The following is a 24,854-nucleotide window of genomic DNA, read 5'->3' on the forward strand; positions in this document are numbered from 1 at the left end:
CAAATGCGCTGAAAATCCCGTGTTCTGCGCACAAAAAAACAAGGACTTGGGGGCTGTTGGCGACGTACTTTTGTTGGCACTTTTTGTGACCCTTCGGCATGCGTTTGTGCCTTTTTCTCCTCCAGAATCCGCCCACGTCGCCGCGCACCGGCCGGACAACCTCCTGGCCCAGGCCGGCGCGCGCTGTGTAACCCCTGCCGATGGCGGCCCCGTGCCGCCATGGAGCAGATGACTTGAAGGGAACCGATCGCCATGACTTCCATGACCTCCGCCACCGCGGCCACCCAGACCGTTCAGCTGCATCGCCGGCCCGCGTCGCCAGCGCCGCGAGGCCCCTGGAGCGTGGACGCCATCCAGGCGCTGCTCGACAGGCCGCTGATGGACCTTCTTTTCGAAGCGCAGACGGTGCATCGCCAGCACTGGCCCGAGGGAGACATCGAACTGGCCACGCTGCTGTCGGTGAAGACCGGAGGCTGCCCCGAGAACTGTGGCTACTGCCCGCAGGCCGCCGAGTTCGACACCGGTGTGAAGGCCGACAAGCTGATGGAGGTGGACGAGGTGGTGCGGGCTGCCCAGGCCGCGAAGGACGCCGGCGCCACGCGGTTCTGCATGGGTGCGGCATGGCGCGCCCCGAAGGACCGGGACATCGAGAAGGTCAGCGCCCTGATCGGCGCCGTGAAGGGCCTGGGCCTGCAGACCTGCGCCACGCTGGGCATGCTCGAATCGCACCAGGCGCAGGCGCTCAAGGATGCGGGCCTGGACTACTACAACCACAACCTCGACACCGCGCCCGAGTACTACACCGACGTGGTCAGCACCCGCGCCTACCAGGATCGGCTCGACACCCTGCAGCACGTGCGCAGCGCGGGCATCAGCGTGTGCTGCGGCGGCATCGTGGGCATGGGCGAGGCGCCCGTGCACCGCGCGGGGCTCATCGCGCAGCTGGCCAACCTCAGCCCGTACCCCGAGTCCGTGCCCATCAACAGCCTGGTTCGCGTGCCGGGCACGCCGCTGGCCGACAGCGAGCCCATCGACCCGCTGGACTTCGTGCGCATGATCGCCGTCGCCCGCATCACCATGCCCAAGGCCCGCGTGCGCCTGTCCGCGGGGCGCCAGCAGATGGGCGAAGCCGTGCAGGCACTGTGTTTCCTGGCCGGGGCCAATTCGATCTTCTATGGCGACAAGCTGCTGGTGACGGGCAACCCGGATGTGGATGCCGACGTGCGGCTGCTCGCCAAGCTGGGACTGGACGGCCACCGGACGGCGGCGATGGCAGCGCAGGAGGACGGTGGCAGCGTGCAATCTCCTTGCCACCACCCGCATGAAGAGGGCATCTGCGGCTAGGCGCCCTGGCCGCCTGGCACCAGGCGGTCTTCCTCGGTCAGGTCGCTGGCCATGCGGTCGATCTGGGCCTGCAGCGCGTGCTCTCCGTCGGCGAAACGCTGGGCAATGCGCCGGAACTCCTCGGAGAGCGACAGGAAGGCGTCCACCATGTCGGGATCGAAGTGGCTGCCCCGGCCGTCGCGGATGATCTCGACCGCGTGCTCGTGGGAGTAGGCGGGCTTGTAGACCCGCTCGGAGATGAGCGCGTCATACACGTCGGCCACCGCCATCAGCCGTGCCGACAGGGGAATGGTGTTGCCCACCAGCCCCTCGGGATAGCCTGAGCCGTCCCACTTTTCCTGGTGGCTGTAGGCGATCTCCTTGGCGTAGCGGAAGAAGGGGTTGTCCTGCGTGGTTTCGCTTTCGGCCGCCACGATGGCGTCGCGCCCCAGCGTGGTGTGGGTCTTCATGATCTCGAATTCTTCGGGCGTGAGCTTGCCCGGCTTGAGCAGGATGCGGTCGGGTATGCCCACCTTGCCGATGTCGTGCAGGGGGGCGGACTTGAAGATCACCTCGATGGCATCCTCAGTGAGCTCATCGCGAAAGCGCGGGTGGTTTTGCAGCTTGCGGGCCAGCGCTTCCACATAGTGTTGCGTGCGCCGGATGTGGTTGCCTGTCTCGTTGTCGCGCGTTTCCGCCAGCGATGCCATGGCACGGATGGTGGCGTCCTGCAGTTCGGCCAGGGCACGCGTGCGGTTGGCCACCTCCTGCTCCAGAAAGTGGTTGTGGTGGGCCAGCAGGTCCCGCGCGCGCTTGAGCTGCAGATGGTTGCGCACCCGGGCCATGGTGATGGCGGGGTTGACGGGCTTGGTGATGTAGTCCACGGCGCCCAGCTCCAGTCCCACCGTCTCGTCGTCGGTGGCGCTCATGGCCGTGAGGAAAATCACCGGGATGGCCTCGGTGTCGGGGTTGAACTGCAGGCGCCGCAGCACCTCGTAGCCGTCCATGTCCGGCATCATGATGTCCAGCAGGATCAGGTCGGGTTTTTCGGCCGCCACGATCTGCAGCGCGCGCTCGCCGCTGGGGGCCAGCTTGACCTTGTAGTCCGGCCGCAGGAGGTCGCTCATCAAGGAGAGATTGCCGGGCGTGTCATCCACCACCAGCACCGTGCATTTGCCGCCGCTTGATTCCAATGGACTATTCATGAACTGGGTCCTCCGTGTGTCGTGCGTCGGGAATCCACGCCTGGCGCAGCACCGCGAGTGCGTCGGCGAAGAGATAGTTGTCCAGCAGCCGCTTCATGTCGGCATAGGCGGCGGGCCCCAGCCGGGCCTGCAGGCGGGGGCCGGAGTCCCTGAACAGCTCCACGGCTTCCGAGTCGCTGTCCGCCAGCAAGGCGTCCAGGCGTGCCAGGAGGTCGCGGGCGTGCGCCGCATCCATGGGCGCGTGTGGTGACCCAGGGGGCGCGGCGGCCGCGCTGGTGGCGGCGTCGGACTCGGGGGGCAGGGCTTTCTGCAGGGCCGTCACCAGCGCCTGGCAGGCAGCTTCCACCGGCTGCAGCAGGGCCTCCAGGGGGCCGGCCTGCGCGTTCTGCGCGATGGCCTGTTCCGCGGCATGCGCCAGTTCGGCCAGGCCCACCGCGCCAATGGTGCCTGCCGAGCCTTTCAGCGTGTGCATGGCGCGCCGAGCCGCCTGTGGCTGGCCTTCCGCCAGATGGGCGCGCGTCTCCTGCACGGCGCGGGCCTGGCCGACCACGAACTTGCGCAGCAGGCTTTCGTAGGCGGCGCGTTTGCCCAGCACCCGCCGCAGCCCGGCGGCCGTATGGAGGCCTTCGATGTGTGCCAGGGGGTCGGCTGCCGGCGCCATTGCCGCGGCGGGCGCATCCGCCGTGGGCCGCGCTGCCAGCGCTGCATCGCCGGTGCCCCCCGTGTGGGGCAGTGCAATCCACTGCCGCAGCGCGGCAAACAGGGCCTCCGGGTCGATGGGCTTGGCGATGTGGCCGTTCATGCCGGCGTCCAGGCACTGTTCGCGGTCGCCACTCATTGCGTTGGCCGTCATCGCCAGCACCGGCAGGCGCGCCCAGACTGGGTTCTCACGCAGCCGGCGGGTGGCCGTGAGGCCGTCCATCACCGGCATCTGCATGTCCATGAGCACGATGTCGTAGGCGCCGCGGGCCAGCATGTCGAGCGCTTCCTGGCCGTTGGCGGCCGAATCCACCACCAGCCCGGCACTGGCCAGCAGTTCGCGGCCCACCTGCTGGTTCAGGTCGTTGTCATCCACCAGCAGCACGCGCGCACCCCGGATCGAGTCCAGGCCTGCGCCCCGCGCCGGGGGCGGCAGGCGCCGCGCTTCGTCCACCCGTTGTGTTCCGCCCAATGCCCGCATGGCGGCATCGAACAGCTGTGATGGGTTCACCGGCTTGGTCAGCATCAGCCCGACGCCCGTGCGGGTGAGTTCGTCCAGCACATCGTCGCGGCCATGCGCGGTGACGATGACGGGGCGGGGAGGGTGGGGCAGCCGTGCGAGCTGGCGGGCGGTTTCGAACCCGTCCATGCCGGGCATTTTCCAGTCCAGAAAGGCGATTTCACAGGGCCGCCCGGCCTCGCCGGCGGCGCGTGCCAGTTCCACGGCCTGGGCCCCTGAGCTGGCGAGCGTCACCGAAAAACTCATGCTGGACAGCAGCTCCGCGAGGATCTGCCGCGCCTGTTCGCTGTCGTCCACCACCAGCACCTGGCGCCCACGCAGGTCGGGCTCCGGCAGCAGCGGGCGCTGGGTGGAGTCTCCCAGGCCGAGCCGCGCCGTGAACCAGAACGTGCTCCCCCGGTCGGGCAGGCTTTGCACGCCCACGTCCCCGCCCATCAGGCCGGCCAGCTTCTTGGAGATGGCCAGCCCCAGCCCGGTACCGCCGTACTTTCGCGTGGTGGAAGTGTCGGCCTGCTCGAAAGAGCGAAACAGCCTTGATTGCTGTTCCTCGGTGAGGCCAATGCCGGTGTCCTGCACCTCGAAGCGCAGCAGCACGCCCTGGGCATCCCGCGCTGCCTCGCGGACCCGCACGATGATCTCGCCCTCGTCCGTGAACTTGACCGCATTGTTGGCGTAGTTGACGAGAATCTGCCCCAGCCGCAGCGGATCTCCCCGCAGGTCGGCGGGCAGGTGCGAGTCCACATCGAACATCAGCTCCAGGCCCTTGGCGGCGCATTTGTCGCTCAGCAGGTTGGCCACGTTGTCGAGCACGCCATGCAGGTCGAAATCCACCACCTCGACCTCGAGCTTGCCTGCCTCGATCTTGCTGAAATCCAGGATGTCGTTGATCAGGCCCAGCAGGTGCTGGCCCGACCGCTGGATCTTCTCGATGTAGTCGCGCTGGCGTGCGGTCAGCTCCGTTCCCAGGGCCAGATGGCTCATGCCAATCACGGCGTTCATGGGCGTGCGGATCTCATGGCTCATGTTGGCCAGGAAGTCGGATTTCATGCGCGATGCATCCTCGGCCTTGGCCTGGGCCACCACCAGTTCATCTTCGTGTTCCCGCAATGCCGCGTTGACCTGCTGCAGCTGCTCCGTGCGCTGGGCCACGCGGGCTTCCAGCGCCTCCTCGTTGCGCCTGAGGGCGTCCACCAGTTCGGCCTGTGCTGCCAGGGCGAGGGATCTGGCCTTTTCGCGCTTGAGAAACTGCCGGGCCATCGCGAACGCGAGCAGGAAGGTCAGGATGGCCTGGAATGCCGTCAACCCGGTGGTCAGCAGTGTCTGGCGCTTCACTTCCGCATTGCGCCGGTCGCCCAGCAGGGCCGAGATGCGCGATGCCTGCAGCGACAGTTCCTGGATGATGTCGCGAAGCCTGTTCAGCTCCACCCGCAAGAGCTTCATGTTCGCGTGGCGGGAGGCCGCGTCGACGCTCTGTCCAAAATGGCTGTCTCCCGCGGCGACAAAGTTCTGCAATGCGTCGAGGGCGTTGCCGTAGATGGGCTCTCCCTGCATCAGGGTGCGGGCGGTACCGCTCTCCAGTGCGCTGAAACGGCTCAGGAACAGGTCGTAGCGCAGCTCCAGGCGGTCGGGGGGCATGCTGGCGGGATCGATCTCGAACTGGTGCAGCGCGTGGTCGAGCTTCTCGTATTCGACACTGAGCTGCAGGAACGACCACAGCGCGTTGACGTCACCCCGGCGCATGACCGCTTCCACGCTGCGGTACTGGTGGTACTGCACGCCGGCGATCGCCACATACGCCACCACCAGGCCCGCAATGATCAGCCGCAGAAGGTGTTTGCTGCGCAGCATGGCGTGGTGCTGGGGATCAAGGGCCCAGACGCTAGCGGATGCGCAGCACGTTCAGCTGCCAGGCCGCGCGGTTGTAGTACAGCTCGCTGCGCAATTCCGCCTTGGTATCGAACGGGTAGATGACGAAAAGCGGGCCTTTCTCGCGCACGCGCATGGGGCGGTTGTTCATGAGGCGGGCGATGATCACGTCGTGGCGCGTGGCGTCATCCACGGGAATCTCCGTCTTGTAGTCGTTCAGCGCCACGGCCGTGATGCTCGTCCCCTTCGCCCCGACCGCCGCCAGGACATCCCGCAGGAGCGGGCCGGTGAAGGAGACCGCGCTGGGATACCACGGCGTCTGGGTGGAGAAGCTGTGCTGGGGCAGCTTTTCCAGCATCGCCATGTCGAACTGGGCCTGCGAACCGTTGTTCGCCTGGCTGATCGCCCCCTCGATGGTGAGGACCACGGGACCCGTGGGCTTGTCCAGCGCATGGGTTGCGGGCCCTGCCAGCGCGAATCCGACCAGAACCGCCACTTTCACCCAGCAGGCAACGCAACGTGCCGCCGAAAACCTGGAGAGCATGTCGACCCCCTTTTTTGCAACAGTCTTACAGACCGTCGCTCAAAATGTAAACTGATTTGTGGCCGGTGCCTGTTGTTTCAGTGTGAGGTATCGTTTTTGGGCGGCCGCGGCACGCGCTGCACCCGCCGCCCGCGAGGCCCCGGGCTGAAGGCGCGCTCTGAAGCATCAAAATCCGAAGGCGCTGCTGAAACCCGGGCCGGCGACGATGTCCCGCGCTGGCGCAGACTTGTTCCCTCGCAACCCATGACACCTGAATCGAAACCACAGCGATGACCATGCCCATCGACACCGCGAGCGACCTCGACCGACTTCGCCGCGCCTCCGACGCTGCCTGCCGCCTGATGAAAGTGCTGTCCAACCCCGACCGCCTTCTCCTCCTGTGCCAGCTCACGCAAGGCGAGAAAAGGGTGGGGGAGCTGGAAGCACTGGTGGGCGTTTCCCAGCCGACCCTGTCCCAGCAACTGGGCGTACTGCGCGAAGAACGCCTGGTGAACACGCGCCGGGAAGGGAAACACATCTACTATGAGATCGCCAGTCCGCAGGCCCTGGCGGTCTTGGACGTGCTGTTCGAGCAATTCTGCGCCGCCCCGCCAGGGGCTCCCTCCATCCCGCCGGGTTGACGGGCGCCTACCGCGTCCGGCACAAAAAATGGTGTGCAAGGGGCCGCAGCACCGGCGCATATTCTCCGCGCAAAGCGCCTTCGCGTTGCTGGGAATACCCTCGTGGTGCATTGATCGCAATATCGTGACAAGCGGCAACGAGATGGGTAAAGTTGCCAGCAAGCCTTGTGCGCCGCAGCGGGCTATTGCGGCCCTTGGGCACTGATCAATGATGAAGCATCCGGCTCACGGTCGGCCTCGCTTCATTCTTCGCAACGCATGGCCAATTTCAGAGTCGAGGGTCCCCCTTTGAGTCGAAAATACCCGACGCCGTTGAACGAACTCGGTTGCGTCCCTTTCCCCGGCGGCAAAGGCTTTCTGCAATGAGTACCCACACAGCCGAAGGCACCCCCTTCGACACGGAGGTTCATCTGTCCGATGCCGACTACCAGCGGCTGGTGGAGCAGGTGCAAGCGGCCGTATTTGTGATTCGCAAGGGCAGATTCCTCTTCGTGAATCCCAAGCTCGTGGAGCTTTTCGGCTACACCAAGGAGGAAATGCTGGAGAGCATGGATCCCATGCTGCTGTGCGCGCCGGAGCACCGGGACATGGTGCGCGAGCAGGCCAATGCGCGGGTCGCCGGAGTCCCCGGCAAAGCCTATGAGATCGAATGCCTGCGAAAGAACGGCGAGAAGTTCAATGCCCAGGTATGGGGCGTGCGGATCTTTCTGGGGGAGGAAGCGGCGGATCTGGTCACGCTGCACGATGTCAGCGCCATTCGAACGGCGACCCGCTACGCGCAGCAACGCGCTCAGTTGTTCAGCAATGCCGAGGAACTCGCCCGCATCGGCTCCGCCGAGATGGATCTGGTGTCAGGCACCGTCACCCTGTCGTCCGGCATGCACGCCATCTTCGGAATCCCCCAGACTGATGCTCCGGCCGGAAAGGACTGGCTGCTGGCCCGGGTTCCCGCTGTGGAACGGCCGTATGTGCAGGCGATCAGCGAAGGCGTGTCACCTGACGATGTCTGCGAGTTCCAGCACCGCATCGTTCATTCGGACGGCAGTTTGCGCACGGTGCTGCACCGCGTGCTGGCCGACGCCGACGACGAGGGCCGGGTGGTCAGGACGGTCACGCTCCTGCAGGACATCACGCTGCAGCGCGCGGCGGAGCAGCGGCTGGACAAGCTTGCGAACACGGATGAAGTGACCGGATTGCCCAACCGCAGCGCGTTGACGGAGTATCTTGATACGAGGATGCGCGAGGCGGCGCGGGAAGGGCGGCAGATTGCCGTCCTGAGCGTGGAGATCGACCGGCTCAAGCTCGTGAGTGAATCGCTGGGCTACGCGGCAGGGGACCAGCTGCTCATGGAGGTGGGAACGCGGCTGCAGCCCCAGGCGTTCGAGGATGACCTGCTGGCGCACTTTGGCAGTGGCGAGTTTTCGCTGGTGCTGGCGCGCGAGGGCAATGTGGACGAGCAGTTGGCGCGCACCGTCGCGGCCTCGCTGGTGGATGCGCTGTCGCTGCCCGTCGCGATTGGCGACAACGAAATCAAGGTGACGTGCGACATCGGAATATCCCTGTACTCGGCGCACGGCGAGGACCCGGAAAAGCTGCTTCAGCAGGCTCAGGCGGCCATGTACCGTGCCCATGAACTGGGCAAGAACCAGATCTGCGTGTTCAGCTCCGGCATGCACTCCAAGGCCATCTCCAGGCTCGCCATGGAGTCCGGGCTGCGCCGGGCCCTGGAGCGCAATGAGCTTGATCTGCACTATCAGCCCAAGCTGGAACTGGTCAGTGGAACCGTCATTGGCGCCGAGGCCTTCCTGGAGTGGAACTCCCCGGACGGCACCCTGATACCCAGGTCCAGCTATATACGCGTCGCCGAGGAAACCGGCCTTATCGTGCCCATCGGCGAATGGGTGCTTCGCGCTGCCTGCCGCCAGGCGCTGGAGTGGCAGCGTGCCGGGCACGCCAGCTTCCGGATTGCCGTCAACCTCTCGGCCCGCCAGCTCCAGCAGCCTGATCTGGTCCAGCGGATACAAAAGGTGCTCATTGAAACCGGCCTTGATCCCCGGCTGCTGGGACTGGAGATCACCGAAGGCGCCCTGATGGGCGAGAGCACGCGCATCGCGCGGATTCTGGGCGACCTGAAGGCGCTGGGCATCGAGATCTCGCTCGATGATTTCGGGACGGGCTATTCCAGCCTGAGCTACCTGCGCACACTGCCCATCGATGTCGTGAAGGTGGACCGTTCGTTCGTCCACGACGTCACGGCGGCATCGCAGGACGTGTCCATCACGCGCGCCATCATCAACATGGCGCACAGTCTGCAGATGAAGGTGTTGGCGGAAGGCGTGGAAACCGAAGGCCAGCTGGCGCTGCTCATCGCCAACCGCTGCGACCAGATGCAGGGCTTCTACTTCAGCGGCCCCGTCTGCGCCGACGACATGAGCGCGTTGCTGAGCAAAGGCCAGGCACTGCCGGAGCACCTGCTGCTGCGCCGCACCCACCGGCGCACGCTGCTGCTGGTCGATGACGAGGACAGCATCGTTTCGGCGCTGCGCAGGTTGTTGCGCCGCGATGGCTATCACATCGTGACCGCCAACAGCGGCGCGCAGGGCTTGCAGCGGATGGCCGAGAATTCGGTGGACGTGATCGTTTCGGATCAGCGCATGCCCGGCATGACGGGGGTGGAGTTTCTGCGCCGGGCCAAGGAGCTGTATCCCGACACTATCCGCATGGTTCTGTCCGGCTATACCGAACTGCAATCCATCACGGATGCCATCAATGAAGGGGCCATCTACAAGTTCCTCACCAAGCCCTGGGATGACGAGAGGCTTCGCAGCCACGTCGCGGAAGCGTTCTCCCAGAAGGAGATGGCGGATGAGAATCGGCGCCTGGCCAATGCGGTGCTCAGTGCCAACGAGGAGCTCAGCGCGGTCAATGACCGCCTGCAACAGCTGCTGGCGAACCAGCGGGAGCAGATCCACCGTGAAGAGAGTAGCCTGAGCGTTGCGCGGGAGGTGCTGGACAATATTCCGGCCGCCGTCATCGGGATCGACCTGGAAGGCATGGTGGCGTTTGTGAACGCGGATGCCGAAGCGCTCTTTGGCACCACGGCGGCTTTGCTCGGGCAGGACGCGGAACAGGTCCTGCCGGAGGATCTTCGCAAGGTATGGCATTTCGCGGACCAGAGCTACCACGATGTCCAGGTTGCCGGCGGGGCGTTTCGCGTGGTGTGCAGATCGGTGGGAGGGGAAAATCATTCACGGGGGCGGCTGCTGGTCCTGGTTCCCAGCAGCGCGGCCTGACACCTACGGACTCCCATGCAAGCTCTTTCCACCTCGATTGAATGGACCCCGGAGGGGATGCTCCTGGCCCAGCCGGTGCTGGACGCGCACGGACAGCTTCTGCTCCCGGCGGGGACGCCCATCACGCGCGGGATCCTGAACAGCCTGCAGCAGCGGGGCATCGACACCGTCTTCGTCAATCCGCCGGAAGGTGTTTCGGGCATTGTCGACAAGCTGGATCCAGCCACACAGCAGGCACAGACGGAAAAACGCCTGCTGCATCTGTTCCGGCCTGCCATGCGGGCTGGCCAGCTCAATCCGCTGTTTCATCTGATCCTGCGATATCGCTCCGCGGAGACACCATGAAGCAGCTCACTGCAGATGCCATATTGCGCAGTGTCCATGAGCTGCCGGCGCTTCCCGCGGTGGTGCTGGAACTGATCCAGTCCTTTGGGGACAGCCATGTTTCCGCCGAACAGCTGGCCGTGAAGATATCGCACGACCAGGCCATCGCCGCCAAGACGCTTCGGCTGGCGAACTCTTCCTTCTATGGCCTTCCTCGCCAGGTCACCTCCATCGCAGAGGCCACCGCGATTCTCGGGCTTCGCACCCTGCGCAGCGTGGCCACGGCCGCGGGATTGGTGGGCGGTTTTGCGAACTCCCGCTGCCAAGGGTTCGACTTTGATGCGTTCTGGCGCCATGCGATCGGCACGGCACTCACCGCCAGAGCCTTGGCGCAGCGCACGCGATTGGACGAGGATGCGGCGTTCACCCTGGGGCTGGTGCATGACATCGGGCGGCTGGTGCTCGTGAGCTCCTACGAGGACGAGTATGCCCAGGCCATTGCTTACCAGCTGGAACACGATTGCCTGATGCATGCCGCGGAGCGCCACTATTTTGGTGTTGACCATGCCGAGGTCGGCGGGGTGATCGCGGAGCATTGGCATTTTGCGCCGGAGATTGTTGCGGCCATTTCATGCCACCACCGCCCGCCGCCTGCCAGCGGCCTGTGCCTGACGGACCTCGTGCATGTCGCCGACAACATTGCGCACGGCCTGGATCTCTCACACAAGGAAAACGATATGGTGCCCTTGCTGGCCCTGGATGCCTGGGGCAGACTGGCACTGGCCGACGGTGACTACATGGCAGTTTTCGATGCGGTGGCAGAGCAGCATGAGGTTGTCTGCCACGCACTCCTGGCCTGAAAGAGGTGCCCTACATGAATTCTCACGACCCACTACTTCGCGAAAGCACCATGGACACGCCGTCGGCCGTGTCGTCCCCTGACACCACGGAAGACAGGGTCAAGGAGCTGCTGCGATCCAACGAAGAGTTGACGCAGCTCAATGCAAAGCTCTCGGATGCGCAGGACAAGCTGATGCAGTCGGAAAGGATGGCATCCATCGGGCAGCTGGCCGCGGGTGTCGCCCACGAAATCAACAACCCCATTGGATTCATATTCTCCAATTTCGGCACCCTGGAGCGCTATCTGAGCGACCTGTTCCAGATGCTCGCGGCCTATGAAGAGGCGGAGTCTGCGCTCGGTGATACCCCGGTGGCGGTGCGCCTCAAGGCATTGCGCGAAAAAATAGAGCTGGATTTCCTGAAGGAAGACATTCCCTCCTTGATGGCGGAATCGAAAGACGGCATTACCCGCGTGCGCAACATCGTTCAGAACCTCAAGGACTTCTCGAGGGTGGACACCTCCCAGAAGTGGGTGCTGGCCGATCTGCACCACGGCATCGATTCCACCCTGAACATCGTCAACAACGAAATCAAATACAAGGCGGACGTTGTCAAGGCATATGGGGAGCTTCCCGACATCGAGTGCCTCCCCTCCGAACTCAACCAGGTCTTCATGAACCTCCTGGTCAATGCCGCCCATGCCATCCAGGCGGACAGGGGCACCATCACCATCCTCACCGGCGCCGACGACTCACGGGTGTGGGTGGAGATCCAGGACACGGGCGAGGGCATCGCCAAGGAGAATCTGGGGCGCATCTTCGATCCGTTCTTCACCACCAAGGCGGTCGGCAAGGGCACCGGGCTGGGCCTTTCGCTTTCGTACGGAATCGTCAAGAAGCACCTGGGAAGCATCGATGTCTTCAGCGAACCGGGTGTCGGGACGCGCTTTCGTGTCACGCTGCCGATACGCCACGCAGCGGAGGCGTAAGGGGTGAACGCCGATATCGACCTCACGGCCGCTCTTCCGACCTTGTCTCCGGAGGTCGGCCAATCGCAGGAGGAGGCACGCGTCTGGCGAATTCTGTGCGTGGACGACGAGCCCAACATCGTGGCTTCGCTCAAGCGCCTGTTCCGGGGCAGTGGATACCAGGTAACGACCGCCACCAGCGGTGCCGAGGCGATTGCCCAGATGGAGCAGGAACCCGTGGACCTGATCTTTTCCGACATGCGGATGCCGGGAATGAGCGGCGCCCAGTTGCTGGAGCAGGTGCGCCAGCGCTGGCCCCGAACGACGCGAATCCTGTTGACGGGGTACGCGGACATCGGATCCACCATCGCGGCCATCAACAGCGGTGAAGTCTATCGGTACATCACCAAGCCCTGGGATGACGGGGAAGTGCTTGCGACGGCCCACCAGGTGTTCGAGCGCCATGCCCTGGAGCATGAGAAGGACCGCCTGGAGGCCCTTCTCAGGTCCAAGAACCAGGCATTGATGGAGCTCAATGAGACCCTGGAGGAAAAGGTTGCTGCGCGCACCAGTGAGTTGCTCCAGCTGAGCCAGAAGATCAAGAAAAACTACCTCACTTCCATCAAGGTGTTCTCCAACCTGATGGAGTGGAGGGGAGGGCAGCTCTCCGGCCATTCACGGCGCGTGGCGGACCTAGCCCGCCGCACCGCGCGTGCCATGAACATGAGCGAGGCGGACCAGCAGGACGCGTTCATCGCCGGCTTGATGCACGACATCGGCCAGATCGCCTTGCCCGATACCCTGCTGGCCCGGCCTGTTCCCAAGCTATCCGAGGAAGAAACCGTCCAGTACCGCCGTCACGCCGTGCTCGGGGAGCAGGCGCTCATGGCGCTTGACGACATGCAGGCGGTGGCCAACATCATCCGAAGCCACCATGAGCGGCACGACGGCCTGGGCTATCCGGATGGCCTGGTGGGGGAGATGATTCCCATGGGCGCGTGCATTCTCGCCGTGGCGGACACGTATGACGACCTGCAAATCGGCCACCTCAGCTCCACGCCCTTGAATGCCGCGGATGCCAGGTCGATGATCGCGCGGGGCAGGGGGACCCAGTTCCACCCCGAAGTCGTTGATGTCTTCCTGCAAATGCTGCTGAAGGCTGCGCCCGGCGCGGAAACGCCCCCGCGCATGCTGCGCACCGTACAGCTGCGGCCGGGAATGATCTTGGCGCGGGACCTCCTGTCCACCGAAGGCGCCGTGCTGCTCGCGGCGGACCACGTGCTGACGGCCGAGCTGATCAAGCGGCTGAGGTTGCGCGAGGGACGGGACGGTATTGAAATGATCCTGCCGATCAAACCGTAATACGAAGGACTCAGGCATGCAGAGAATTCTCCTACTGGATGACGAGCCCCATGTCCTGGCGGCGATAAAGCGGAGCCTGCGAGCGGGACTCGGGGCTGATCTGCGCATTGAAGAAACGGTGGAACCGGAAGTGGCATTGGCCAAGCTGAGAGAGGCCGTTTTCGATGTGGTGATTTCGGACTACCGGATGCCCCTGATGACCGGCGTGGAGTTTCTGAGCCTCGTGCGGACCATTCAGCCCAGGGCGGTGCGGATGGTGCTGAGCGCATCGTCAGATTCGGAAAACCTGATGCGGGCGGTCAATGATGCGGAAGTCTTCCGCTACCTGCTGAAACCTTGGGATGAGAAAGACCTTCTCGGGCATGTGCGCTCGGCCCTGGAGCGGGCCGATCAGCTTCGCCACGAGAACGATCTGGCCGATGTCGGGCGTCACGAGTTTGGCCAACTCAGCGCCACGGAACTGGAACGCCGCCGATTGGAGGCTCTGGAGCCGGGACTGACCCATGTGACATGGGGGCCGAATGGAGAAGTCCTGGGGCCGGACAGCTAAGGACCGCGGCCCCACAGCCCTGGGCCTTCAAAATCCCCGGGGCGGTTTGCGCCATTCAAGCGCCTTTGCGCTGGGCAGCGTCATGGTGCCTGAATGCTTCGCGGATATTTTCCCGCAGCAGATCGTCGTCCCAGGGCTTCGTCAGAAATTTATAGATGGCGCCTCGGTTGATCGCGTCCGAAATGGATTCCAGATCGGTATACCCGGAAAGAACAATCCGGATGGTTTCGGGGTAGAGTTCCCGCGCCCGGGAGAGAAATTCCGTTCCAGACATCTCGGGCATGCGCTGGTCCGAAAGAATGACCTGCACTTCTTGTTGCGCCAGGATGTCGAAACCATCTTTTGCACTGTTGGCGGTCAATATTTCATATCCATCACGCCGCAACAGACGCCGCATCGAAGCCAGTATTCCTGGTTCATCGTCCACGATCAGAATTCTCTTGGGGGGTTCTGCGGATTTTTGGGGAATCCTGAGGGTGACGCCATCGGCCAGCAGGCCTCCAAAATCCTCGGCAGGTACCGGCCTGCTGAAATAGTACCCCTGGATTTCATCGCACTTCTTGCGATGCAGATAGCTCATTTGCGCCTCTGTTTCCACGCCTTCGGCAATGACCTTGAGCTTGAGATTGTGGGCCAGGTCGATGATCGCAGTGCAGATCGCAGCGGCATCGGGGTCGTAGATGACCTCTTTGACGAAACTCTGGTCGATTTTCAAATAATCGATGGGAAACCGCTTCAGATAGGCCAGCGAAGAATAGCCCGTCCCAAAATCATCGATCGCCAGGCGGACACCCATTTCACGGATGTCGTGGAGGCGCTGGATGTTCACGTCAATATCCTCCATGAAGAGGCTTTCCGTGATCTCGATATCGATGGGGACTTCACCGCCCTTGCTGCCTTTAAGGCAAAGGCCGAGGATCTTCGAGAAATCGGACCGCCGCATCTGGACGGCTGAAACATTCACGGCGATCCTTGGAGGTGTCAATCCTTGGCTGCGCCACTTGTCATGGTCGCGAATGGCTCTTTCCAGAACCCATTGGCCCACATCGATGATCATTCCCGTTTCTTCGAGGATGGGAATGAAAACCGAAGGTGGAACCAATCCTGACTCGGGGTCATTCCAGCGAATGAGTGCCTCCATGCCGGTGATTTTTCCGTCAAGGAGCGCGACCTTGGGCTGGTAGTGCAGAACGAACTCGTCGTTCTCCAAGGCCCTGTGCAGCTTGCTTTCTATGCTCAGCTGGCTGTGCACACGGGTATTCATCGAGGCGGTATAGAACTGATACCGTCCCTTGGCCGCACCGGCCTCGCGCGATGCGGCTTCCGCATGCGCAAACAGCATGTCCGCCTCCCGCCCATCGTCCGGATAGAGGGATATGCCTGTGCGAAAAGTCAGGTACAGCTCTTTCCCCTCCACAACGAATGGACGGTCCATCAAGGGGAATATCTTTTCCGACAAAAGATGCGCTATTTCCGCGGGAACACTGCGATAGGTCGCAATGATGCCGAAATGATCGGCACCCATTCTGGCAATCTTGTCGTTGGAGCCCAGGGCTTCCACCAGCCGCCTGGCCACCGCCTGGATCACCGCGTCTCCCGCATGCCTGCCCAGGGTATCGTTGATATTCTTGAAGCGGTCGATGTTCATCCAGACCAAGGCCACAGACGCCGCGTCCTCCGCAGTGCTGGCGGCGCCTTGAATCAGCTGGTCCAGGCGGTCCTGCAACAGGCTTCTATTGGGAAGCCCCGTCAGTGCATCGTAGTAGGCCAGGTAATTGAGCCGCTCGGATTTTTCAAGATGGTCCAGCGAGAAGGCAATGTCAGAGGCCAGTTCTTGCAGAAGCTGGATTTCGGCATCATCAAAGAAATCTCTCTCGGACGCATACAGTGCCATCAGTCCGATGACTTTCTTGTTGACCGACAGCGGGAACAGGCCAAAGCTCTGAAATCCCCTGTTGATTGCCTCATCCCTCAAGACAATTCTCGGGTCGGTTCTGACGTCCTGAACCAGGAGGGTTTCCGAGCTCCCGACGCATTCGCCCACCAGGCCGTGGTTCTCACGCTCGAGAACATTCAGCCCCATGGGAATGTGCTCGATGTAATCTTCTCCGGCCCCTGCCCAGGCTGCCGCCGCCACATGCTGCTCTTCCATGTCAGCGATGCCGATCCAGGCCAGGCGAAAGCCCCCTGCATTGACGGCGATCTGGCAGGCCTCGTGAAACAGCTCTTTGCGATCCTGCGTCCGCACGATCAGCGAGTTGATGCTGCTCAATACCGCATAGATCCTGTTGAGACGCTTGACCTTGAGTTCCGCATTCTTGCGCTCGGTGATGTCCACCACGGAGCCCGCCATATAGGTTGCCTTGCCGCTTTCATCCCAGACAGCTTGCCCTTTGGCATGCGACCAGCGGTAGGAGCCATCCTTGGCGAGTGCCCGGTATTCGACGTCGTAGGGAACCTGCTGCCTGATGTGGGCAGCGAAAGCGTCCAGCACCATCTGGCGGTCGGACGGCTCCAGCAGGCCCAGCCACGCCGCCGCGGTATTTTCTATTTCATGGTCCTGGTAGCCCAGGCGAAATTTCCATTGCGCGGAGATTTGCGCGATGCCCGTGTCGACATTCCAGTCCCACACATCGCCGGTGGAGGCCGCCAGCCGAAACCGCAATTCGCTGTGCCTTAGCGCCTCCTGCGTGCGCTTTTGCTCGCGTGCGGACAGGGCGTCATTGAGGGCGCGGCGGACCGCGGGGGCCAGCCGCCCCAGGTCATGCTTGAGGATGTAGTCCGTCGCCCCGCTCTTGAGGGCATTGATGGCGTTCTCTTCCCCGATGGTTCCCGACACGAAGATGAACGGGACGTCCGGACACACCTCCCTGGCCACCGACAGGGCATCGAGGCCACTGAAGCGCGGCATGCTGAAGTCGGACAGGATGATGTCCGGCACATCCACCCGCAGCTCATGGCGCAGCCGCTCCTCGGTGTCCGCGCGGCGGCTCGTGAAGTTGAACGCCGCGCGCCGCAACGCGTGCGCTACGAGTTCCGCGTCGTTGGGCTCATCCTCGACCATCAGGATATTCAAGGGGACCACTTGCAAATATTCCTCCTGCCACAGGGACACCCCTGTGGAACACTGCCGTGTGGAGACGAGTCTAGGGGGCTGCACCCCAGGTATCAAGAGATTCTTAATTTGCGCGGTTCGCGTGCGCGGCCGCCGTTGAACGGTAGGCAATACCCGGTTTTCAACCTACCATTGTTTCCAAGTCGGCGCTGACGGCTTGGCATCCATAAACCCGGGGAGGCAGGCGGTGATTCAACCCAGAGCATGCTTGGCAGGATTGCTGGCCCTGTCCCTGTCGCCGATCCAGGCCCAGGATAACAAAGCCTCCGCGCTTGCCGAACTCTCACTGGAAGAACTGGCAAGCATCCAGATCACCTCCGCGGCCCGGCACCCCGAGTTCCTCGGGGATGCTTCCGCCGCCATCTTTGTGATCACCTCCGACAGCATCCGCCGCTCCGGCGCCTCCACGCTGCCCGAGGCATTGCGGCTGGCGCCCAATCTCCAGGTGGCCCGCCTGGACGCGAGCCAGTACGCGATCAGCGCGCGCGGTTTCAACAATGCCATTGGCAACAAGCTGCTGGTGTTGATCGACGGCCGCACGGTCTACACGCCGTTTTTCTCCGGGGTGTTCTGGGACCAACAGGACGTCATGCTGGAAGATGTTGACCGGATAGAGGTCATCAGTGGACCGGGAGGTACCTTGTGGGGCGCCAACGCCGTCAATGGCGTGATCAACGTGATCACGAAATCCTCCGCCAGCACCCAGGGTGGGCTTGTCGCCGTGGGTGCCGGCAATCAGGGCCGGGACGCATCGTTCCGATATGGCGGCGTGCTGGGAGGAGGGGGGACGTTCCGTGTCTACGCCAAGGGCGACGCGACCCGGCCCGTGGTACAGACCGGAAGTGCCGCGGCAACGGATGGACGTTCGCGCGGGCAAATGGGATGGCGCGCGGACTGGGTGGACAATGGCAGCGAACTGACCTTTCAGGGCGACGTATACGCTGGGGCCACCGACAGCCGTGGCCTGTTTGGCCGCTTTGACCTGGGGCGGGTCGAGGCGTCGGGGGGCAACGTTCTTGGGCGCTTGACGCGAAAACTTCCGGCAGGGCAGGACGTTCGCCTGCAGGCCTACTACGACTATACGGACCGCAAGGATGCCTTCCTCTACCAGCCGCGGCAACGGGTTCTGGATGTGGAGTTCCAGCATGGCGTGCCCCTGGGAGCCCACCGGCTGCTGTGGGGCGGGGGATACAGGCAGGCCCGGGACGACATCCGCCCTGGCGTGATATTTGGATTCACGCCAGCAGCAGCTTCGCTGCGCTGGGCCAATGTGTTTGTGCAGGATGAATTCAAGCTGACCGACCGCCTCAACCTGACGCTTGGCACCAAACTGGAGAAGAATGACTTCACGGGGATGGAGTCGCTTCCGAGTGCCCGCTTCGAATGGAAACCGAGCCCGCAGCAGCTCTGGTGGGGCGCCGTGTCGCGGGCGGTACGGGCCCCGGCACGCCTGGACCGCGACATACACCTGCCCCCGAACCCCCCATTTCTGATCGCCGGAGGCCCGGATTTCCAGTCGGAAATCGCCAAGGTGCTGGAGCTGGGCTACCGCTCCCAGCCCTCGGCCTCGCTCTCCTACTCCGTCACCGCCTTTCAGCACCATTGGGACAAATTGCGCAGCGGTCAGCGTCCTCCCGGGGCACAGGTGCAGAACATGATCGAGGGAAAGACCTGGGGCCTGGAAGCCTGGGGTGAATGGCATGCGGCACGCCATCTGCGCCTTGCGGGCGGGCTGTCCTTGCTGCGCAAGAACCTTCGGGTCCGGCCGGGCAGCTCGGACCCCGAGGGGCCCCGCGCGCTGGGCAATGATCCCCGCCACCAGTGGATGCTGCGTGCCGGGCTCAATCTGCCCCACCGCCAGGAGCTCGATGTCATCGTGCGCAGGGTAGGGGCCTTGCCGGACCCCGCCGTGCCTGCGTACACGGCCGTCGATCTGCGTTTTGGCTGGACGGTGCGGCCTGGCGTTGAACTGTCGATCGTGGGCCAGAACCTGTTCGACGGATCCCACCCGGAATTCAATGCGACACTGAACCGCAGGGAAATTCCGCGCAACGTGGCGTTGCGAGTCAGGTGGTCTCTGTGAACACCTGGAGATCGCCGTGGCGGCTGGAGCGAGGGGTGGCGCTGTGGGTGCTCCTGGTCGGCCTGGCCTGCGGGCCCTGCGCCGCCCAGCCGGACTGGCCGAACGACGAGTCGCAGATCAAGGCCGCGTTCCTGTACAAGTTTGCCGGGTATGTGGATTGGCCCGAAGGCTTTCTGGGCAGCGTGGAGACGCCATTCACGATCGGCGTGCTGGGGGCCGATCCCATTGCAGATGAACTGGTGCAGATCGTCCAGGGGCGCAAGATCCATTCGCGCAGCATCGTGGTGAGCCGGCTCAAGGCCGGAGACCCGCTGGAGGACGTGGCGATCCTGTTTGTGGGCAAGGGGGACGCCGCCCGCCTGAAACCCGTGCGGGGCACATTGCAGGCGCAGCCCATCCTGGTAGTCACCGAGGAGCCCGCAGGCCTTGCGTTGGGCGGCATGATCAATTTTCTGCTGGTGGATCGCCATGTGCGTTTCGAGGTTGCGCTGGCGCCCGTGGAAAAAAGCGGGCTGCGCCTCAGCTCCCGCTTGCTCGCGGTGGCCCAGAGAGTCCACGCCGAAGGGCGCTAGATGCTCAACGCCATAGCACGCTCGCTGCGCCACAAGTTCGCGTTGGCGATGCTCGCGGCAACCTTCGTGTCGCTGTCGGTGGCGGGAACCGCGCTCGCCCTGTATGAACTCCAGGCCTACAAGCAGAACGTGACCAGTGACCTGCTGACGCAGGCCGAAATCCTGGGGCGCGCGACAGGCCCCGCCCTGGCGTTTGACGACCACAAATCCGCGGAGGAAAACCTGTCCCTGCTGGAAACCCGGCGCCAGATCCGGGCAGCCGCCATCTACAACGCCCGCGGAAAGATGGTGGCCCAGTACCGCGGTGCGGGTGCCCATGCCGAGCACAAGGTCCCTGCATTGCCCGAAGCCGACGGCGTGCGACTGCAAGACGGCGAACTGGTCGTTTTCAAGCGGATTCTCGAAAACAAGGAGATCGTCGGAACGGTCTACATGAGCGCGGACTACGAACTGGCGCAACGGTTTCGGGGCTACCTGGGCATCCTCGCGAGCGTCATGGGGCTGAGCCTGCTGGTGGCGGCAGGCATGTCGGCATGGCTTCAGTCGGCCCTGACCAAGCCCATCCTCGCCGTCACGAACGTGGCGCGCCAGGTGACGGAGCGCAAGGACTTTTCACTGCGCGTGCAGAAGACGACGAAGGACGAGCTGGGCTATCTGGCGGATGCGTTCAACGACATGCTGTCGGAGATCGGCCGGCGCGCCGAAGACCTGGAAACGGCCAACAGGGCCCTGGAGCGCGAAGCGCAGGAGCGCCGGCGCGCCGACCAGGACGTGCGCCAGCTCAACGCGGAGCTGGAACAGCGGGTGTCCCAGCGCACCTTGCAGCTGGAAACCGCCAACCAGGAACTGGAGAGCTTCAGCTACTCGGTGTCGCATGACCTGCGCGCGCCCCTGCGGTGGATCGTTGGCTTCTCCGAGGCGCTGATGGAAGACCACGGCGCGAACCTGGACGACGAGGCCCGGCGGAAAATCCAGATCATCCAGAACGAGGGGCGGCGCATGGGCGTGCTCATCGACGACCTGCTCGCCTTTTCTCGGCTGGGGCGGCGTGCGCTCAAGGTGAGTGACGTGGAGATGGGGGCGCTGGTGCTGGCCACCTGGAATGCGCTCAAGGAGCGCGAGGATTTCAGCCGGGTCCAGCTTCACATCGGCGCCATGCCCGTGGCGACGGGAGACCGCGTGCTCCTCGGACAGGTGTGGACCAATCTGTTGTCGAACGCCCTCAAATTCAGCTCGAAACAGGAAAATCCACGCATTGAAATCGGTGCCATCACGGACGATCAGGAACACATTTTCTTTGTGCGTGACAATGGTGCCGGATTCAATCCAAAGTACAAGGCCAAGCTGTTCGGCGTTTTTCAGCGCCTGCACGACACCAGCGAATTTCCGGGAACGGGCGTAGGTCTCGCCTTGGTCCAGCGGATAGTCCACCGCCACGGAGGCCGCGTCTGGGCCGATGGCAGCCTGGGCGAAGGCGCGACGTTTTATTTCACTGTCCCACGGGAGAGCCGCGATGGAGCTGTTTGAAGAAATCGACATCCTCCTGGTAGAGGACAGTCCCAACGACGCGGAGCTGGCGATCCGCGCCCTGAAGAAGCGGGGATTTGCCAACAAGATGCTGTGGGTCAAGGATGGCGAACAGGCCATCAACTACCTGTTTCGGCTTGGCGAGTATTCGCAACAGCACGATGAAACCAGCCCGAAGCTGGTGCTGCTGGATCTGAAGATGCCGCGGGTGGATGGCATGGAGGTGCTGCGCGCCATCAAGCAGGACCAGCGCACGCGCCGCATTCCCGTGGTGATACTGACGTCGTCCCAGGAAGAGCGGGACCTGACACTGTCCTATGACCTGGGGGTCAACAGCTATGTGGTCAAGCCCATGGACTTTGACGAGATGGCGGATGTGGTCTGTCAGGCCGGGTCGTATTGGCTGACCGTCAACCGCACGCCGTAGCTGGCCCGGGCGGTCATCCGGGATCTTTCATCCAAGGAGAGCGCGGGGTTGCGCAGAGCGTGCCGCGAAGGGATGCTCGAACTCAAGCGCGCTCAATGATATTTGTTATTTAACATAATATACATCGTATAAAATCATAAGGGAACCACCAAACCCCGCCAGATCCGTGCCGCCATCAGCCGCTACCATCCCTCTCCATGACCCTCCCCACCACGACCCCATCCACTCCGTCTTCTTCCATTCACTTCGGCCACCAGGGCCGTGTCTGCATCGTCACTGGCGGCGCCCAGGGCATTGGCGAGGCCTGCGTGCGGCGGTTTGCCGCCGAGGGCGCCAAAACGGTCGTCGCGGATGTGGACGATGCGCGCGGCCAGGCGCTGGCGCAGGAACTGGGCGCGCTGTATGTGCGCTGCGATGTGGGCGACAAGGCGCAGGTGGATGCGCTGGTGGCCCGGACCCTGGCGGCCCACGGGCGCATCGACGTGCTGGTGAACAACGCGGGCATCTTTCGCGCGGCGGATTTTCTGGACGTGACCGAGGCCGATTTCGATGCCGTGCTGCGGGTCAACCTGAAAGGCTCGTTTCTTGTCGCACAGGCCGTCGCGCGCGCCATGGTGGTCTCGGGCGGCGGCGCCATCGTCAACATGAGCTCGGTCAACGGCGTGCTCACCATCCCCAATATCGCCAGCTACAACGTGAGCAAAGGCGGCGTGAACCAGCTCACGCGCGTGATGGCCCTGGCGCTGGCTGACAAGAATATTCGCGTGAACGCCGTGGCCCCCGGCACCATCGCCACCGAGCTGGCCGCCAAGGCCGTGCTGACCAGCGACGAGGCCAAGCAGAAGATCATGAGCCGCACCCCCATGAAGCGGCTGGGCGAGCCGTCGGAGATTGCCGATGTGGTGGCCTGGCTGGCCAGCGATGCCGCCAGCTATGTGACCGGCGAGATCGTGACCGTGGATGGCGGGCGCATGACGCTGAACTACACCGTTCCGGTCTGACGCGCCGAATTACTATTGAATTGATAGCTGCCAGCGCTTGAGGTACAAGCGCCGTCGGCTATTTTTATTCAATTTTCAAGCCTGCGGCATGCGCCGCAGCAGGCCCGCCATGCTGCGCGGCCAGCCGACCGGGCCGAACCAGGCGCCGCCAGCAATCGCCCAGGCGTTGACCACGCCATACAGCACCAGCGCCACGCCCTGTGCGGCAAACACTGCCGCCAAGCCGCCGCCCCAGCGCAGCGCCAGCCAGCCGCCCGTCACCGCCACCGCCAGGCGCGTGATGTTGCCGATGACGGGCCAGAGCAGGCGCCCTGCCCCTTGCGAGGCAAAGTACAGCACCAGGCCCAGGCCGAAAAAGCCGTACACCGGGCCGACGGTGCGCAGATACAGCGCGCCGGCCTCCAGCATGGCCTGATCGCTGTTGAACAAGGACAGCCACGCGTTGGGAAACGTAGCCGCCCACAAGCCAATCGCCTCGGCCATCACAAATGCCATGCCGGCGCCGATCCAGGTGGCGCGCAAGGCCCGCTCACGCTGGCCCGCGCCAATGCAGGTGCCCACCATGGCCACCAGCGGTGCACCCAGGCCGAAGACCAAGGGCACCAGCAGGTATTCCAGGCGCGACGCGGTGCCGTAGCCCGCGATGGCCGCCGTGCCGAAGCCGCCCACCAGCGCCGTGGTGACGCCGATCGCCAGGTTGGTGGCAACGGTGGAGACCGTGCCCACCAGCCCGACCCGCAGGATGTCCTTGAACAGAGTCCAGCGGAACCGGATGTGCGCCAACGATGGCCGCAGCAGGCTGCGCGGCGACCACAAGTAGGCTGCCAGCACCGCGCTGCCAATCAGGTAGTACGCCATCAGCGCGATGGCTCCGCCAGCGATGCCCAGGCCGGGCATGGGGCCCCAGCCAAAGATGAACAGCGGCGACAGCGGCACCAGCACGAAGGCGCCCAGCACCGTCACATACGCTGGCACGGCCATGTTGCCGGTACCCCGGATCACGGCCGACAAGGTGTTGAACAGCCACACCAGAAACGCGCCCGCGAACACCCAGTTGGAATAGACCAGCGCGGCATCCAGCGCTCCGCCCGTGCCGCCCATGCGGGTGTAGAGCCAGCGCCCTCCTCCCACCACGCCCACGGCAAAGACCAGCGAAAACACCGCCGCAATGGCCAGCGCATGCAGCACCAGCGCATCGGCATCGTCCCGCCGCCGGGCTCCCAGGGCGCGGGCGATGGCCGACGCGATGCCGCCGCCCATGGCGCCGGCCGAGGTCATCTGCATCAGCATGACCACCGGGAACACCAGGGCCATGCCCGCCAGCGCATCGGTGCCCAGCTTGCCGACAAAGTAGGTCTCGATCAGCCCGACGCCCGCCTGCGCCAGCATGACCAGCACATTGGGCGCCGCCAGCCGCAGCAGCGTGGGCGCGATCGGCGCCTCCAGCAGCATGCGGGTGCGTGGGTTCAGGGGTTCGGTCACATCAGGCCCCTGCCCCATCGGCCGCAGGCCTGCGCGGCACCACGATGCGCACGGTGGACAGCTGCAGCACATCGCCGTGCTGGTTGCGGGTTTCGCTGCGCACGGTGACCATGCCACGGTCGGGCCTGGATTTGGAGGGCTGGATCTCCAGCACCTCGCTCACCACGTGCAGCACGTCGGTGGCGCGCGTGGGCCGGGGCCAGCTCACCTCGGCGCCGGCGCCGATGATGCCGCCCGCGATCGGCAGGCCGGTGGTGACCTGCAGGCGCATGGTCACGGACGCCGTATGCCAGCCGCTTGCGGCCAGACCGCCGAACAGCGTGGCGCGGGCGGCGGCATCGTCCATGTGAAAGGGTTGCGGGTCGAACTGGGCGGCAAAGGCCTTGATCTGCGCTTCGTCCATGGCGTGTTCGCCGCTTCTGAACTGGTCGCCCACGGTCAGGTCGTCCAGGTACACGGGCTGCATTCCGGTGGGGGCGGATGCGGTGGAAACAGGGTGAGCGGTCATGGCAACAAATGGGGAGATGAGGGGAT

General features: G+C 64.0%; 19 protein-coding genes. 13 read left to right on the top strand and 6 right to left on the bottom strand.

Annotated elements, in window-relative coordinates:
* The first annotated feature begins 252 nt into the window (after positions 1-252).
* Complete coding sequence (gene bioB / locus KW843_RS10110) at positions 253-1,344, top strand: biotin synthase BioB (RefSeq protein ID WP_218294997.1); 1,092 nt, start codon at positions 253-255, stop codon at positions 1,342-1,344.
* On the opposite strand, the gene KW843_RS10115 is transcribed toward bioB, so the two are convergent.
* Genes KW843_RS10115 through KW843_RS10125 form a run of 3 tightly spaced genes read right to left on the bottom strand, consistent with a single transcriptional unit; the run spans position 1,341 to position 6,157 of the window.
* A complete protein-coding gene (locus KW843_RS10115; RefSeq protein WP_218294998.1) occupies positions 1,341-2,528 on the bottom strand; it encodes a two-component system response regulator in 1,188 nt (395 codons plus the stop codon). The genes bioB and KW843_RS10115 overlap by 4 nt on opposite strands.
* The gene (locus tag KW843_RS10120) at positions 2,521-5,595 is read right to left on the bottom strand and encodes a response regulator (RefSeq protein WP_218294999.1); all 3,075 of its coding nucleotides are present in this window, start codon (positions 5,593-5,595) and stop codon (positions 2,521-2,523) included. The genes KW843_RS10115 and KW843_RS10120 overlap by 8 nt, the downstream gene beginning before the upstream one ends.
* Before the next feature lie 31 nt (positions 5,596-5,626).
* Positions 5,627-6,157 (bottom strand): molybdopterin-dependent oxidoreductase, encoded by a 531-nt coding sequence (locus tag KW843_RS10125; protein ID WP_255594653.1) that lies wholly within the window; start codon positions 6,155-6,157, stop codon positions 5,627-5,629.
* Between the two features lie 275 nt (positions 6,158-6,432).
* Here KW843_RS10125 and KW843_RS10130 point away from each other — a divergent pair, with 275 nt between their 5' ends.
* The 7 genes from KW843_RS10130 (at position 6,433) to KW843_RS10160 (ending at position 14,113) form a co-directional block, all read left to right on the top strand.
* Positions 6,433-6,777, top strand: a complete 345-nt coding sequence (locus KW843_RS10130; RefSeq protein ID WP_218295000.1) for a helix-turn-helix transcriptional regulator — start codon at positions 6,433-6,435, stop codon at positions 6,775-6,777.
* 326 nt (positions 6,778-7,103) lie between these two features.
* The gene (locus KW843_RS10135) at positions 7,104-10,070 is read left to right on the top strand and encodes an EAL domain-containing protein (RefSeq protein ID WP_218295001.1); all 2,967 of its coding nucleotides are present in this window, start codon (positions 7,104-7,106) and stop codon (positions 10,068-10,070) included.
* Between the two features lie 15 nt (positions 10,071-10,085).
* The gene (locus tag KW843_RS10140; protein WP_218295002.1) at positions 10,086-10,415 is read left to right on the top strand and encodes a hypothetical protein; all 330 of its coding nucleotides are present in this window, start codon (positions 10,086-10,088) and stop codon (positions 10,413-10,415) included.
* Complete coding sequence (locus KW843_RS10145) at positions 10,412-11,254, top strand: HDOD domain-containing protein (RefSeq protein WP_218295003.1); 843 nt, start codon at positions 10,412-10,414, stop codon at positions 11,252-11,254. Before KW843_RS10140 ends, KW843_RS10145 begins: the two co-directional genes overlap by 4 nt.
* Before the next feature lie 14 nt (positions 11,255-11,268).
* A complete protein-coding gene (locus tag KW843_RS10150; RefSeq protein WP_369642467.1) occupies positions 11,269-12,222 on the top strand; it encodes an ATP-binding protein in 954 nt (317 codons plus the stop codon).
* Between the two features lie 3 nt (positions 12,223-12,225).
* Complete coding sequence (locus KW843_RS10155) at positions 12,226-13,563, top strand: HD domain-containing phosphohydrolase (RefSeq protein ID WP_370628478.1); 1,338 nt, start codon at positions 12,226-12,228, stop codon at positions 13,561-13,563.
* Positions 13,564-13,579: 16 nt separating this feature from the next.
* The gene (locus KW843_RS10160) at positions 13,580-14,113 is read left to right on the top strand and encodes a response regulator (RefSeq protein WP_218295004.1); all 534 of its coding nucleotides are present in this window, start codon (positions 13,580-13,582) and stop codon (positions 14,111-14,113) included.
* A gap of 55 nt (positions 14,114-14,168) precedes the next feature.
* On the opposite strand, the gene KW843_RS10165 is transcribed toward KW843_RS10160, so the two are convergent.
* Entirely contained in the window at positions 14,169-17,189 is a 3,021-nt protein-coding gene (locus KW843_RS10165; protein WP_218295005.1) for an EAL domain-containing protein, read from the bottom strand.
* Between the two features lie 247 nt (positions 17,190-17,436).
* Between KW843_RS10165 and KW843_RS10170 the strand changes: the two genes are divergently transcribed.
* The 5 genes from KW843_RS10170 (at position 17,437) to KW843_RS10190 (ending at position 22,838) form a co-directional block, all read left to right on the top strand.
* Positions 17,437-19,311, top strand: a complete 1,875-nt coding sequence (locus KW843_RS10170) for a TonB-dependent siderophore receptor (protein WP_218295006.1) — start codon at positions 17,437-17,439, stop codon at positions 19,309-19,311.
* Positions 19,308-19,883: a YfiR family protein gene (locus KW843_RS10175; protein ID WP_218295007.1), complete on the top strand. Its 576-nt coding sequence runs from the start codon at positions 19,308-19,310 to the stop codon at positions 19,881-19,883. The genes KW843_RS10170 and KW843_RS10175 overlap by 4 nt, the downstream gene beginning before the upstream one ends.
* Positions 19,884-19,931: 48 nt before the next feature.
* Positions 19,932-21,410: an ATP-binding protein gene (locus tag KW843_RS10180; RefSeq protein WP_218295008.1), complete on the top strand. Its 1,479-nt coding sequence runs from the start codon at positions 19,932-19,934 to the stop codon at positions 21,408-21,410.
* A complete protein-coding gene (locus KW843_RS10185) occupies positions 21,397-21,837 on the top strand; it encodes a response regulator (RefSeq protein WP_218295009.1) in 441 nt (146 codons plus the stop codon). Before KW843_RS10180 ends, KW843_RS10185 begins: the two co-directional genes overlap by 14 nt.
* A 197-nt stretch (positions 21,838-22,034) precedes the next feature.
* Positions 22,035-22,838 carry an SDR family NAD(P)-dependent oxidoreductase gene (locus KW843_RS10190; protein ID WP_218295010.1) on the top strand — a complete coding sequence of 268 codons (804 nt, stop codon included), beginning with the start codon at positions 22,035-22,037 and terminating at the stop codon, positions 22,836-22,838.
* A 75-nt stretch (positions 22,839-22,913) separates the two neighbouring features.
* Here KW843_RS10190 and KW843_RS10195 read toward each other — a convergent pair whose 3' ends face one another.
* Together KW843_RS10195 and KW843_RS10200 are read right to left on the bottom strand one after the other, a co-directional pair.
* Positions 22,914-24,338 (bottom strand): MATE family efflux transporter, encoded by a 1,425-nt coding sequence (locus KW843_RS10195; RefSeq protein WP_218295011.1) that lies wholly within the window; start codon positions 24,336-24,338, stop codon positions 22,914-22,916.
* A complete protein-coding gene (locus KW843_RS10200) occupies positions 24,322-24,828 on the bottom strand; it encodes a MaoC family dehydratase (RefSeq protein WP_218295012.1) in 507 nt (168 codons plus the stop codon). The genes KW843_RS10195 and KW843_RS10200 overlap by 17 nt, the downstream gene beginning before the upstream one ends.
* Positions 24,829-24,854: the final 26 nt, after the last annotated feature.

The organism is Acidovorax sp. sif1233, assembly GCF_019218755.1.
Classification (GTDB): Bacteria; Pseudomonadota; Gammaproteobacteria; order Burkholderiales; family Burkholderiaceae_C; genus Acidovorax.